Origin of the sequence: Methylorubrum pseudosasae, assembly GCF_029504475.1 — a bacterium.
In the GTDB taxonomy this organism is placed as follows: Bacteria; Pseudomonadota; Alphaproteobacteria; order Rhizobiales; family Beijerinckiaceae; genus Methylobacterium; species Methylobacterium extorquens.
In genome coordinates, this window is the sequence record NZ_JAQGDU010000002.1 from 5,169,491 (window position 1) to 5,182,291 (window position 12,801).

Here is a 12,801-nt window from a genome sequence, read left to right on the forward strand (position 1 = left end):
CGTGAGAGGCCGTGCTCGCGCGAGCACGGCCCGAAAGGGGGTTCGATCGGCGGGGTTCAGTTCCGGCGGAGCAGACGCTCGAAATAATCGAGTTCTTCCTGCGGGCGCGAGGGGTCGCCGAGCTTGCGCCGCAGCTCCTCCATGATCCGGCGGGCGCGCTGCACCGCGGATTCGTCGGCATTGGGCACCCGCACGTTGCCGTTCGAGAGGTCGCGTCCGCGGGTCGGACGGCCAAGCGGGTCGTCGTCGGCGGAGCCCGAGCGGCCCTGCTTACCCTGGGACTGGCCCTCCTGCTGGCCCTCGCCCTCCTGGCCCTCGGCCATCTGCTGCATCTGCTTCTGCATGCCCTCGGCACCGCGCTTCAGCCCGTCGAGGGCGCGGCCCTGCGCGTCCACCGCGTCGCCGTTGCGGCCCTGGCCGAGCGATTCCTCGGCCTCGCGCATGGCCTCCTCGGCATCCGACAGCCCCTCTTCCCCCTGAAGCCCCTGCTGCTTCATCCGGTTCTTGAGATCCTGGAGCTGCTCGCGCAGGCCCTGCTGGCGCTGGCCCATATTCTGGCCCTGCTGCCCGCCGCCCTGACCTTGCTGGCCCTGACCTTGCTGACCCTGGCCGCGCTGCCCCTGCTGGCCGCGGCCCTGCTGCCCCTGTTGGCCTTCCTGGCCCTCGCCCTGCTGGCCGGGCTGCTGCCCGCGCTGGCCTTGCTGCCCCTGCTGCTGACCCGGCTGCGGCCTCTGGCGCTGGCCGGGACGCTGCTGGCCCTGCTGGCCTTCCTTGTAAGTCTCGTCGCGCAGATCCTGCTGCTCGCGGGACATCTTGTCGAGCTCGTCGAGCTGCCGGTTCATCTCGGCCATGCCGCCGTCGGACTTCTGGCCGTTCTCGGCGTTCTGGAGATTTTCGAGCACGTTGCGGAGCTGTTCGAGCAGGCGCTGGGCTTCCGCCGTGTCGCCGCGCTGCATCGCCTCCTGCATGTCCTTGATCATCTTCTCGAGATCGTCGGGCGTGACGGTCTGGCCGTTCTGCTGCTGTTGCTGGCGCTCCGATTGCTGGCGGTTCTGCGGCTTCGCCCGCTGGGCGAACTCCTTCATGAACTTGTCGAGGGCCTGTTTCAGATCCTCGGTGAGCTTCTTGACCTCCTCGTCCGGCGCGTTGCGCTCGATCGCCTCCTTGAGGCGGTCCTGGGCGGCGCGCAGGGCCTTCTCGGCATCCGAGAGATCGCCGTCCTCGATCTTGAGGGCCATCTCCCACAGGAGGTCGGCGACGTTGGTGAGATCCTCGTCCGACTTCGCCGCCCGCAGCCGGTTGGCGGCGGTGGTGAGACCGAGGAAGATCCCCGGCTGCGGCGTGAAGCGCTCCGGCGCGATCCGCAGGGCGTCGAGAGCGGTCTGGACGCGGGCGCGGTCCGCGTCGGGCGCGGTGACGAGGCGGCGGCGTTCCTCGGCCAGCGCCCGGGCGAGCGGCTGGCTGAAGGGCCGGGCCGGCAGCACGATCTCGGCCGTCTCGGTGCGGCCCTCCTGCCCGGCCTCGTCGCGGACCACGAGGGTGAGCTTCACCCGTGCACCAGACCAGGGATTGTCGGTGAGATCGACCAGCGTCTTGGTGTCGGTCTCACCCGTTGCGTCGGCGGGGAGGGCCAGCGCGATCTTGGGCACCGGCACGAGCGAGCGCCCGGCCTTCAGCGGCTCGACCAGCCCCTCGGCGGCGGCGATGCCGTAATCGTCCTTGGCGCGGTAGCTGAGATTGAAGGTGCCGCGCCCGTTCACTTCGAGGCTGCCGACCCGGCTGACCTCGGGCGGCTGGTCGGGGATCGTCTCGATCACGAGGCGTTGCGGCTCCGAGCCGGAGGCGGCGATGCCGAGTTCGGCGGTGCCGCCGGCGAGCCGGAAGCGCTCCTCGCGCAGGGTCGCGCGGGTCTCGTTGGCCTTCGCGCCGTTCTGCACGACGCCCCGCGGAGCGGGCCGGCCGGCGGTGTCCTTCTCGTCCTTGGCCACCGGCACAAGGGCGGCGTTCGGAGTCAGCTCCGCCTCGCCCTGGCCGGCGATGCGCACGATCAGGGTGGAATTGACCGGCGCGCGCAGGCGCTGCACCGGGTCCTTCGGCGTGCCCGACATCGTCACGATCAGCGGCGGCACGCGGGTATAGATCGGCGGGTCGATCCAGCCATCGACGCGGAAGCTCGGCGCGGCGGCCTGGGGCTCGCGCCAGTCGAAGGCGGCGGCGACGCGCCCGCGCCATTCGGGGCCGGCGACGAACAAGGCGGCCAGCGCCGCGACGAGGACGCCCGCGCGGAGCGCCAGCGGATCGTGGCCGGGCATGTGCGGGCGCGGGCGCCCGGCCTTCAGCCGCGCGACGGCGGCAGCGGCCCGCGACTGGTGCAGGGCCCACAGGGCGCGGGTGACCGGATCGCTCTGGCCGACGGCCAGCGTGTCCTCGATTGAAGAGGCCGGATCATGCGCGGTCCCCCCCTTGCGGGCGGCCTCGCGGTCGATCCGTGCGAGCGCCTCGCGCCGGCTCAGGGCGCGGAGCCGAACCGCCGGCCACAAAGCGGCGACGAACAGGGCGGCGAAGAGCCCGAGCCCGACCATGCGCCCAGCCGAAGGCAAATCGAGCCACAGGCCGAGCCAGGAGGCGGCGAGGAAGGCGAGGACGACGCCCAGCCCGCGCCACAGCACCGGCCAGGCCCGCTCCCACAGGCCCGCGGCCCGCGCCTGCGCCACCAGCCGGTCGAGGCGATGGCGCGTCGCGCCCTGTGGATCGCCGCTGCTCGAATTCGTCCGTTCGGCCTCGCTCATCGTGTCCGGTCGCGGCTCCCGCGGGCGCCGGGCAGAGGAGCCCCGCGCACGAATGAGGAAGCTAGCATGGTGACGGGCGCACTCCGCCGGGTCAAATCCGCCCAGTCGCGCTTGGTGCCGTCACGCGGCCGCCTGCGAGAATTCGCGGCCGATCCGGGCGGCGAGCGGCACACTCGCCTGGTTCTTGCCCTTGGCCTCGATCTCGAAATCGGTCCAGGCGAGGTGCCGGGCGACGAGCGCGTTGACCGCCTCATTCCACATCAGGTCGGAATGGGCGGCCAGATCACGCCAGGAATGCCCTTGTTCGGACAAGGCCGCGTAGTCCGGCAGCGTGCCGGTATCGTGCTCGGGCAGGACCGTTTCCCGTGAAACACTGATATGGCTCACCGGCCGCACCCCGCGCCAGGAGGCGATCACCGCCGGGATGCGGGGATCGTCGGGCTCGATATAGACGCCGCGGCTCTCGACCCAGTGATGGTGGAGATCGAGCACCACCGGCACCCGGTCGCCGAGCCGCAGCACGGCGTCGAGGCCGAACAGCGACTCGTCGTTTTCGACGGTGAGCAGGTTGCGCGCCGTCTCCGAGATCAGCGACAGACTCTCACGAAAGCCCTCGATGCCGGGCTCGCGCCCGCCGATATGAATGTTCACGTGGGCACCATGCGGGTGCCAGCCGGAGCCGTAGCCCAGCATCGTCATCACCTCGGCATGGTATTCGAGTTCGGCGATGCCGTTTCTCTGCGCGTTCGGGTTGCGCGAGGCGATGATGCAGAACGGGCCGGGATGCATGCTGAGCCGCACGTCGCCCGCCCGCGCCTGCTCGCCGACCCTGGCGAGGCCGGCCTCGATCAGGGCGCGCATCGGGGCCTGGGCATAGAGTGGCTCGGCCACCGGATGGGTGTAGCCGGGCAGCACCGAACTCGCCATGCGCAGCAGCCGCTCCAGGGGTGGCCGGGCCGACACCCAGGCGATCTGGCGTTCCAGCGCCGCGAGGTTGTGGCGCACCACGCCCTCCAGCTTCTCGAAGCGCGCGGTGGGCCCAAGGCGCTCCAGATGCGCCATCGTCACCGTGCCGAGATTCATCAGCTTGGCCGCATCCTTGGCGGCCTTCAGGGTTTTGTGGGCCGGGTCCGGATCGGGGATGAAGGTGCAGCAGAAGCCGAGGCGGGGCGGCTCGGCGGTGTTGAGCTGGGAGGGGTTGGGCTTGCGCGACATGGGCCGATAACGCGTCAGGGCCGGCTTCGGCCCCCGGCAAAAAAGATCAATCCTCCGCGCGCAAAGCGTCCACCGCCGCGCCGGCGAGGTTGGCCGCCATCAGCCGCTCGGCCTCGCCCTCGACCGGCCTGAGGCGGGTGCCCAGGGCCGCGATCCGCGCCGCCGCCTCGCGGGCAAGCCGGGTGGCGGCGGCGAGATCGACCGCCGCGAACCGCACCGGCTCGCCCGGCCGGCGCTGGGCGAGCCGTCGCAGGTCGGTTGAGATCACGGTGGCAATCTTCGGGTAGCCGCCGGTGGTCTGGCGGTCGGCGAGCAGGACGATGGGGCGCCCTGAGCCCGGCACCTGCACCGACCCGGCCACGGTGGCGTCGGAGACGATGTTGAAGCCGCCCGCGCCGTGGGCGATCTCCGGTCCGTCGAGTTGATAGCCCATCCGGTCGGCCCGGTTCGACACCGTGAAGGTCTCGGCCAAGAACGTCGCGAGGCCGGCTTGCGAAAACAGGTCGTCCTGCGGCCCGAGGACGACGCGGACCGGCGCCTCGCGTTCCAGCGGGATCGGATCGAGGCTGTGGTCCGCTTCACCCGAGGCCGGGGCGGCGAGCGGCAGGCGATCGCCCTCGCGGCATGGGCGCCCGTCGAGGCCGCCGAGTGCCGCGCGCTGGTGGAGCGCCCGGCTGCCCATCACGCTGCGAACGGGAAAGCCGCCGGCCGCCGCGAGATAGGCGAACACGCCCTCGCGCGGCCGCTCGATCGTCAACGCCGAGCCCTCGCGCAGGACGAAGGAGCGATGCGCGGCGAGCGGCTCGCCGTCGAGGCGCAGACCGCTCGGCGCCCCCGCCAGCGCGAAGCGCACAGCCCCGCCCTCGATGCGCAGGCTCGCCGCGGCCAGTCCGAGTTCGAGCGCCACCGTATCGGCCGGGTTGCCGACGAGGCGGTTGGCGGCGGCGAAGGCGAGCGGGTCCATCGGCCCGGAGGCCGAAAGCCCGAAGCGGAGAAAGCCGCGCCGTCCGCCGTCCTGAAGCGAGGCTGCGCCGGTGAGGCGGGTGATGTGGAGATAGGCGCTCATCCCGCGCACAACTCGGCGACCGGTTCGCCGGCTTCCGCCGCGGCGGCGAGCGCGTCCCAGCGTTCGGCCGGGGTCGGGACGAACCGCACCCGGTCGCCGGGGCGGAGCAGGAAGACGGGGTCGCGCTCAGGCACGAAGGTCCTTTCGGGGGTTCGCCCGAGAAGATGCCAGCCGCTCGGGGCCGCGATGCTCGCCACCAGCGCCTGGGCGCCGCCGATGGAGATGGTGCCGGCCGGCGTCACGGAGCGCGGGCTGGGGCGGCGCGACAGGGCGAGCCCGGAATCAAGCCCTTCGAGATAGGCGTAGCCCGGCAGGAAGCCGATCATCGCGACCTGGTATTCGGGGGCGCTGTGGCGCGCGATCACCGCTTCGGGTGTAAGCCCGTGATGGGCGGCGACCGCGTCGAGGTCGATCCCGAACGCGCCGCCATAGACCACGGGGATGCGCCACAGGCGCGGGGCCGGGACCGCCGCGAGCGGTTCGCCCGCGAGCGCCAGAACGGCGCGGCCGAGTTCGGCCGGGTCGGCGCGGAGCGGATCGAGATGGACGGTCAGCGAGCGGTAGGTCGGCACCGTCTCCAGCACGCCGGGGAGGGCCCGCTCCGCCAGCGCCGTATCGAGGGCCAGCACGCGGGCGCTGAGGCGCGCATCGATGCCTGAGCCGAACTCGATGGTGAAGGCCGTGTCTCCGCAGGGCAGCAGCCGCGGCGCGTCGTGCGTCATGGCGGCAGGTTACCCAATCGGGTAGCCCGCCGCGAGACGTCGATATCTAGAACCCGGACGCGAGGCGGTGGGGCACCGCCGTCCGCCCGGCGGCGGCCTGGCGGTAGAGGCCGCGGTGCTGCGGATCGGGCACCAGCGCCTCGGTCAGGCCGATCACGGTCTCGGCGGCGCCGAGCAGCAGCGCGCCGTCGGGGGCGAGCGTCTTGGCGATCCGCTCCAGCACGTCGGTCTTGGTCGGCGCGTCGAAATAGATCAGCACGTTGCGGCAGTAGACGATGTCGAACTGGCCGAGATGCTCGAACGGGTTCAACAGGTTGAGCGGCCGGAAGCTCACCATCCCCGCGAGCGACGGGCTGATCCGCCATTGCTCGCCGACCTGGGTGAAGTGCTTCACGAGGAGCTGCACCGGCAGGCCGCGCTGCACCTCGAAATGGCTGTAGAGGCCCAGCCGCGCCTTCTCCAGGACCTCGGTCGAGAGGTCGGTGCCGACGATCTCGATCTGCCAGCCGGCGAGTTGCGCCGCGGCCTCTTGGATCATCATCGCGAGCGAGTACGGCTCCTGCCCCGTCGAGGCCGCCGCCGACCAGATCCGCAGGCGCCGCTGGGGGCTGCGGGCGGCGATGGCTTTCGGCAGCAGCACGTCGCGGAACAGGTCGAACGGCGCGCGGTCGCGGAAGAAGAACGTCTCGTTGGTGGTCATCGCCTCGACCACCGCCTTCTCCAGCGGGCCCTCGCGGGACACCCGCAGGGTGCCGACGAGGTCGGTCAGGGTCGCGATGTTGAAACGGCGGCAGACGGGGGTGAGCCGGCTCTCGACGAGATAGCGCTTCTCTGCGCCGAGGCTCAGCCCGGAGCGCTTCCTGAGATAGTCGCGCAGGAACGCGAAATCCGCTTCGGTCATCAAACCCGCTCCGCGATCGCGTTGCGCAGAGCCGGTCCGATCTCGGGGAGCGGGAGGACGGCGTGGCACAGGCCCGCTTTGGCGACGCTGCCGGGCATGCCCCAGACCGTGCTGGTGGCTTCGTCCTGAGCGAGGAGGATGCCGCCAGCCTCGACCAGCGCGCGGGAGCCCGCCGTGCCGTCCGAGCCCATGCCGGTGAGGATGACGCTCAGCGTCGCCCCGCCGTAGAGCGCGGCGGCATCGAGGAACATCACGTCCACCGCCGGGCGGCAGAAGTTCACCGGTGGCCCGTCGTCGAGGCGGATGATGGTCTCGGCTGCAGAGCCCGCGAGCCGCATGTGGCGCCCGCCCGGGGCCACGTAGATACGGCCGGGCTGCAACCGCTCGTCGGCCTTGCCCTCGGCCGCCGGCAGCCCGATCCGGGCGCCGAGATGTTCGGCGAAGACGGCGGTGAAGACCGGCGGCATGTGCTGCACGATCAGCACCGGCAGGCGCCGGAGCGTGGCCGCGCCGATCTTCTCCAGCACCTCGCCGACCGCCCGCGGGCCGCCGGTCGAGGAGCCGATCAGCAGGGCGCGCGGCGGCACCACGGTGCGCGGCTTCGGCCGCAGCGTCACCGTGCCCGACAGGCGCGAGACGGCCGGTGCGGCGGGCGCCGCAGAGGAGGCGGATTCGACCGCGGTCGGCCCCGGCCGACGCCGGGCGCGGGCGGCCCCGAACACCCGGATGCGCTCGATCAGGTCGTTGCGGAAGCCGTCCGAGGTGGTGACGCCGCGGTTGCTCTCGGGCTTGGGGATGTAATCGACCGCGCCGAGCGCGAGGCAGCGCAGGGAGACGTCGGCGTTGCGCTGGGTCAGCGTCGACATCATCACGACCTGGATCCCCGGCTGCTTGGCGAGCATCAGGGGCAGGGCCTGGATGCCGTCGAGTTCCGGCATCTCGATGTCGAGGAGCACCACGTCGGGATTGCAGCGGGCCAGCGCGTCCACGGCGGCGCGGCCGTTGGGCGCGGTGGCGACCACCTCGTGGCCCGCCTCGCCGAGCCAGCGCGAGACGAGCCCGCGCACCACAGCCGAATCGTCGGCGACCAGCACCTTGATCGGGCTGCGCGCCGCCGGAGCGTGTGCGACGGCCGGGAATGCCGACATGGGGGGAACTCGTTTCCGGGGGAGCGAACGAAGGGGCGGAGGCCTGGGCAAGCCCCCGGAGACGGATCAGGCGGCTTCGGACGGATGCACGGCGAAGCCGACCAGATCGAGCTTGGCCATCATGATTTCCCGGTCGAAGGGCTTCATGATGTACTCGTCGGCGCCCGCGTGAAGCGCCCGGGCGATGGCGCCGACATCGTTCTCGGTGGTGCAGAACAGAACCTTCGGCTGGTCGCCGAGCGGGGACTGACGCAGGAGCCGCAGCACCTCGTAGCCGTCCATGTTCGGCATGTTCCAGTCGAGCAGGATCACCGTCGGCATCGCTTCCGCGCACATCACCAGCGCCGTGGCGCCGTCCTCCGCGTCGCGGACGCTGAAGTCGAGGGTCTCCAAGATGCGGCGGGCGACCTTGCGGATCACCGCCGAGTCATCGACGATCAGCGCCGTCTTCGCCACGTTCTTGGTCGAGTTCTTGATCGGGCCGGTCATCGTGCGGGCATCCCTTGGCTTCAGGCGACCTTCGCCTCGCGGGCGTCGCCGAAGGCGAGCAGCGCATCGACGTCGAGGATGACCAGGAGGCGCCCGTCGAGGCGGTGGACGCCGAGCGAGAGGTCGCGCCAGCGGGGATCGAGGTTGATCGGCACAGGCTCCTGCGTGTCGGCGCCGAGCTTCAGCACCTCGCCGACACCGTCGACGATGAGCGCGAAGGTCTCGCCCGCCTGTTCCAGGCCGATCGCCATCTCGGCCGCGCCGGCCTCGCGGCCGGGGATGCCGAGGCGGCGGCGCAGGCACAGGGCCGTGACGACCCGTCCGCGCAGGTTCAGGAGGCCGACGATTTCCCGGGGCGCGAGCGGCACCGGGGTGATGCCGGCGGGCACGAACACGTCGTGCACCCGGTCGATGGTGAGCCCGAACATCGTCTCACCGACGAACACGGTGACGTAGTCGGTGGTGTCGGTGGGAACGGTGTTTCCGTTGGCGGCCTGCATGGCGGCGTCTCCTCTTCCGGTCCGTTCGTGGTTCAGGCAGCGGCGCGGGCGTCGGCCGCCTGGGCGGCTTCGCCGATTTCGGCGAGCGCCGCGAGCAGGCCGCTGCGGTCGAACTTGGCGACGAGATCGCTGATCGCGAGGCGCCGCGCCTGTTCGATGGCGTCGGGGGCGACCGTGCCGGTGAGCGCGATCACCGGCATCTCGGCCAGCCGCCCGCCGCTCTTGCGCATGGCGGCGACGAGGTCGAAGCCGCTGCGGCCGGGCATGTCGAGATCGCTGACCACGAGGTCGAGGCCGGCGCTTCCCTTGAGCAGACCGAGTGCCTCCTCGGCGGAGGACGCGGTCGTCACGCTGTAGCCCGCCGCCTTGAGGACGGGGGTGAGCATGTCGCGGAAGAAGGCCGAGTCGTCCACGAGCAGGAGCGAGGGCGCCTTGACCACCGTCTTGCGCGGGCCCCGCGCCCAGTCGTCGTAGGCGAGCGGCAGGAAGTGGGCGATGTTGATGATGTCGGTCGCCCGACCCCGCAGAACCGCCGAGCCGATGAGGTCGGACCGGTCGGCCGAGATCTCGATGTCGAGGCGCTCTTCGACGATATCGACGATCTCGTCCACGACGAGGCCCATCGCCCGGTCGCCGTCGGAGAACACGACCAGCGCCTGGTTGCCCTCCGAGCGGATCGGAACCGAGGGATCGGCCGGCACCAGCGGCATCAGGCGGCCGCGGTACTGGATCAGCGGACGCCCGCCGAGATGCTCGATCTTCGAGGCATCGATCTCTTCGAGGCGGGTGACGAGCGAGAGCGGCACCGCCTTGAAGCCGCCGGCGCCCCCCTTAAACACGAGGAGCGTCGCCTTGGCGTCGCCGGCCTCGACCTCGTCGGACTCGGTCTCCGTCGCCGCGCCCGACTGCGCGCTCTGGCCCACCAGCTTGGCGACCCCGTTGGGATCGACGATCAGCACCACGGCGCCGTCGCCGAGGATCGTGTTGCCGGCAAAGAGCGGGATGTGCCGCAGCTTCGACGACATCGGCTTCACGACGATCTCTTCCGTGTGGAAGACCTCGTCCACGAGCACGCCGAAGCGCTGCCGGCCGACCTGGGCCACCACCACGAAGCCGGACTCGACGACCTCGCCCTCCTCGACGGTCGCCTGCCCGCGCATCAGCCCGTTGAGGGTGACGATCGGCAGGAGCCGCTCGCGCAGGCGCAGCACCGGGGCGCCGTGGATGCGCTCGATCGAGTTCGCGCTGGTGTTGTCGCCCTTGGGATCGACCCGCACCAGTTCGAGCACCGCGATCTGCGGCACGGCGTAGCGCTGCGCGCCAGCCTTGACGATCAGCGCCGAGACGATGGCGAGCGTCAGCGGGATCTTGATGGTGAAGGTGGTGCCCTTGCCCAGTTCGGTGGCGATGTCGACCACGCCGCCGATGGTCTCGATATTGGTCTTGACCACGTCCATGCCGACGCCGCGGCCGGAGACCGAGGTGATCGCCTTGGCGGTGGAGAAGCCGGCGTGGAAGATGAACTTCGCGACCTGCGCGTCGGTCATCCGCTCGATGTCGGCGGCGGGCGCGAAGTTGCGCTCGATCGCCTTCTTGCGGATCGCGGCGAGGTCGAGGCCCTTGCCGTCGTCGGCGATCTCGATCGTGATCGTGCCGCCCTCGTGGTAGGCGGAGAGGCGGATCGAGCCGCGGGCGGGCTTGCCGGCCTTGATGCGCTCGTTGGTGGACTCGATGCCGTGGTCGGCCGAGTTGCGCACCATGTGGGTGAGCGGGTCCTTGATGACGTCGAGCACCTGGCGGTCGAGTTCTGTCTCGGCGCCCGACATCACGAGGTCGATGCCCTTGCCGAGTTCGGCCGAGAGGTCGCGCACGACGCGGGGCAGCTTCTGCCACGCATTGCCGATCGGCTGCATGCGCGTCTTCATCACGCCTTCCTGCAGCTCGGCCGTGACGTGGCTGAGGCGCTGGAGCGGAACCTTGTAGCCGGAATCCTCGTGGCGGCGGGCGATCTCGAGGAGCTGGTTGCGGGTCAGCACCAGTTCCGAGACCATCGTCATCAGGTGTTCGATGGTGTCGACGTTCACGCGGATCGTCTGCACCTTGGCAGCCACGGCGCTCTCACCGCCCTCGGCGGCGGGAGACGCAGCGGCCGGGGCCGCACGGCGCTCCGGAGCCTGGACGGGGGCGGCGGGCTCGGGCGCGCTGTCGAACGCAGGCTCGCCGGCGTCGAAGACGTGGGCCGGGGCATTGATGGCGGGCGCGGCGGCAAAATCGTCGGGGCCGGGGGCTTCCATGAAAGCCCGTTCGAGATCGTCCAGCGACACTTCACCGGGCTTGAGCTCGCGCTCGACGATCGGCGGCAGCTCGGGAAGCGGCGGCGGGGGCGGGGCAGCGGCGGCGGGCGATTCGTCGGAGGCCATCTTCTCCAGGGCCCCGATCAGGTCGTCGTCGGTGCCGGCCGGCTCGGAGCCGGTGGCTTCCAGGTCGCCGAGGATCGCCTTGAGCCGGTCGAGGGTGGCCAGGATCAGCGTGACCGAGGCGCCGCTGACGGGATAGCCGTCGCGGAAGCGTCCCATCAGGGTCTCGGCGGCGTGCGCCAGCGCTTCGAGGCGCGGCAGGCCGAGAAACCCGCACGTCCCCTTGATGGTGTGGACGAGCCGGAAGATGTTGCGCAAGATCTGCTGGTTATTTGGGTCCTGTTCGAAACGGACCAGCTCCGCATCGACGGTGTCCAGATGCTCGGCGCTCTCGACCAGAAACTCGCGAAGCAGATCGTCCATGGGGGGTACTCGTCTACGCGCACAAAGGGACGTGCGACGAGCACTCTCACCTGGGAAAGTTATTGAAGCGTTGAGGGCGGAGCCGACTTCACAATTGTTTTGAGAAGACGGCTGCAAGAATTTGCGCGAACCGGCCCCGGCCTGCTTTCCCGCGGGATAGTTGCGGGGTCGGCCGCGTCAGGCGAGCTGCGTGTCCGGCGGGGCGCTGTCGGAGGGGCGCTCGTCCTCGATGCTGGGGGCGGGCGCGCCGGGCAGCCCGACCGCCGCCTCGGTCGGCGTGGCGGTGACCGTCACCTCGTCGCCCTCGATGGTGAAGCGCACGTCCATCGCCGCCGCGCGGGCGACGAGGCCGGCATAGAATGGCAGGATGCCGTGGGCATCGACGGTGCCGCCCTCGGGCGTGCCGGCGATCAGCCCCTCGACATGGGGCGGGATGCGGGCATGGCTGCCCTTGGCGCGCAGGACGAAGCGCGGGGCGTCGCCGCCGCCGGTCACCGCCACGTCGATCAGGCCGCCGCGCGGGATCGCGCTCGACGCGATCACCACGAGGTTGAGCAGCAGCTTGACCTTGTTCTTCGGGAACAGCGCCTGAGGCGCGCTCCAGGCGATCTGCGTCTTCTCGTCGGCGAACATCGCCTTCGAGACCTTCTCGGCATCGGCCAGATCGATCGAGGCGCCGGCCGAGCCCGCCGCGCCGAAGGCGATACGGGCGAACTGGATCCGGGCCGAGGCGGTGCGCGCGCTCTTGCGGATCAGCTCGAGGGCGAATTCGCGCATCGAGGGGTCGTCGTCGTCCTCCAGCACTTCGAGACCGTTCACGATCGCGCCGATCGGGCTGATCACGTCGTGGCACACGCGCGAGCACAGCAGCGCCGAAAGATCGAGGGCGTCGAGGGTGAGGCTGCTGTTACCGCTCATGGCGCGCTCCGTTCCCGGTTGTCGAAACCGGCTGTCGTGAAGTGGTGTCGTCGATCGCGGAGGTGGCCTGCCTCTCGGATGCGGCGGACACCGGATAGGGCCCAAGCGAATAGTCACCGGCGGCCGCTTTGGAAAGCCGGCGACATCAATCCGTCCGGCTCGCCGGTCCCGCGCGACGGCGCCACGGCAGATCGTCGATCCCTCTTGCGAGGCTCATGGCTCGGTGAAGGCCGCCCCGACGGCACAGATGTCCCCAATTCGCCGCAACCGGCG

Annotated in this window: 10 protein-coding genes; all 10 read right to left on the bottom strand. The window is 70.9% G+C overall.

Going from position 1 to position 12,801, the window contains the following annotated elements; all coding sequences use genetic code 11:
• Nucleotides 1-56 precede the first annotated feature (56 nt).
• Complete coding sequence (locus M2437_RS25340) at nucleotides 57-2,789, bottom strand: TIGR02302 family protein (protein WP_253389021.1); 2,733 nt, start codon at nucleotides 2,787-2,789, stop codon at nucleotides 57-59.
• Between the two features lie 120 nt (nucleotides 2,790-2,909).
• Nucleotides 2,910-4,004, bottom strand: coding sequence for an apurinic/apyrimidinic endonuclease family protein (locus M2437_RS25345; RefSeq protein WP_253389022.1), 1,095 nt, complete (start codon nucleotides 4,002-4,004; stop codon nucleotides 2,910-2,912).
• Between the two features lie 46 nt (nucleotides 4,005-4,050).
• Entirely contained in the window at nucleotides 4,051-5,070 is a 1,020-nt protein-coding gene (locus M2437_RS25350; RefSeq protein ID WP_253389023.1) for a 5-oxoprolinase subunit C family protein, read from the bottom strand.
• Nucleotides 5,067-5,792 (bottom strand): 5-oxoprolinase subunit PxpB, encoded by a 726-nt coding sequence (gene pxpB / locus M2437_RS25355; RefSeq protein ID WP_253389024.1) that lies wholly within the window; start codon nucleotides 5,790-5,792, stop codon nucleotides 5,067-5,069. Before pxpB ends, M2437_RS25350 begins: the two co-directional genes overlap by 4 nt.
• A 46-nt stretch (nucleotides 5,793-5,838) precedes the next feature.
• Nucleotides 5,839-6,693 (bottom strand): CheR family methyltransferase, encoded by an 855-nt coding sequence (locus tag M2437_RS25360; protein ID WP_253389025.1) that lies wholly within the window; start codon nucleotides 6,691-6,693, stop codon nucleotides 5,839-5,841.
• Entirely contained in the window at nucleotides 6,693-7,841 is a 1,149-nt protein-coding gene (locus M2437_RS25365) for a protein-glutamate methylesterase/protein-glutamine glutaminase (protein ID WP_012253140.1), read from the bottom strand. The genes M2437_RS25360 and M2437_RS25365 overlap by 1 nt, the downstream gene beginning before the upstream one ends.
• A gap of 66 nt (nucleotides 7,842-7,907) precedes the next feature.
• Complete coding sequence (locus M2437_RS25370; protein ID WP_003606252.1) at nucleotides 7,908-8,330, bottom strand: response regulator; 423 nt, start codon at nucleotides 8,328-8,330, stop codon at nucleotides 7,908-7,910.
• Nucleotides 8,331-8,350: 20 nt separating this feature from the next.
• Nucleotides 8,351-8,830 (bottom strand): chemotaxis protein CheW, encoded by a 480-nt coding sequence (locus M2437_RS25375; protein WP_003606250.1) that lies wholly within the window; start codon nucleotides 8,828-8,830, stop codon nucleotides 8,351-8,353.
• Nucleotides 8,831-8,862: 32 nt separating this feature from the next.
• The gene (locus M2437_RS25380; protein WP_253389026.1) at nucleotides 8,863-11,610 is read right to left on the bottom strand and encodes a hybrid sensor histidine kinase/response regulator; all 2,748 of its coding nucleotides are present in this window, start codon (nucleotides 11,608-11,610) and stop codon (nucleotides 8,863-8,865) included.
• Between the two features lie 177 nt (nucleotides 11,611-11,787).
• Nucleotides 11,788-12,528 carry a histidine phosphotransferase ChpT gene (gene chpT / locus M2437_RS25385; RefSeq protein ID WP_012253137.1) on the bottom strand — a complete coding sequence of 247 codons (741 nt, stop codon included), beginning with the start codon at nucleotides 12,526-12,528 and terminating at the stop codon, nucleotides 11,788-11,790.
• Nucleotides 12,529-12,801 lie beyond the last annotated feature (273 nt).

Excerpts from the sequence above, each read along its gene's own strand:
- M2437_RS25360 (WP_253389025.1), bottom strand. The coding sequence starts at position 6,693 with ATGACCGAAGCGGATTTCGCGTTCCTGCGCGACTATCTCAGGAAGCGC.
- M2437_RS25340 (WP_253389021.1), bottom strand. The coding sequence starts at position 2,789 with ATGAGCGAGGCCGAACGGACGAATTCGAGCAGCGGCGATCCACAGGGC.
- M2437_RS25345 (WP_253389022.1), bottom strand. The coding sequence starts at position 4,004 with ATGTCGCGCAAGCCCAACCCCTCCCAGCTCAACACCGCCGAGCCGCCC.
- pxpB (WP_253389024.1), bottom strand. The coding sequence starts at position 5,792 with ATGACGCACGACGCGCCGCGGCTGCTGCCCTGCGGAGACACGGCCTTC.
- M2437_RS25370 (WP_003606252.1), bottom strand. The coding sequence starts at position 8,330 with ATGACCGGCCCGATCAAGAACTCGACCAAGAACGTGGCGAAGACGGCG.
- M2437_RS25350 (WP_253389023.1), bottom strand. The coding sequence starts at position 5,070 with ATGAGCGCCTATCTCCACATCACCCGCCTCACCGGCGCAGCCTCGCTT.
- M2437_RS25375 (WP_003606250.1), bottom strand. The coding sequence starts at position 8,830 with ATGCAGGCCGCCAACGGAAACACCGTTCCCACCGACACCACCGACTAC.
- M2437_RS25380 (WP_253389026.1), bottom strand. The coding sequence starts at position 11,610 with ATGGACGATCTGCTTCGCGAGTTTCTGGTCGAGAGCGCCGAGCATCTG.
- chpT (WP_012253137.1), bottom strand. The coding sequence starts at position 12,528 with ATGAGCGGTAACAGCAGCCTCACCCTCGACGCCCTCGATCTTTCGGCG.
- M2437_RS25365 (WP_012253140.1), bottom strand. The coding sequence starts at position 7,841 with ATGTCGGCATTCCCGGCCGTCGCACACGCTCCGGCGGCGCGCAGCCCG.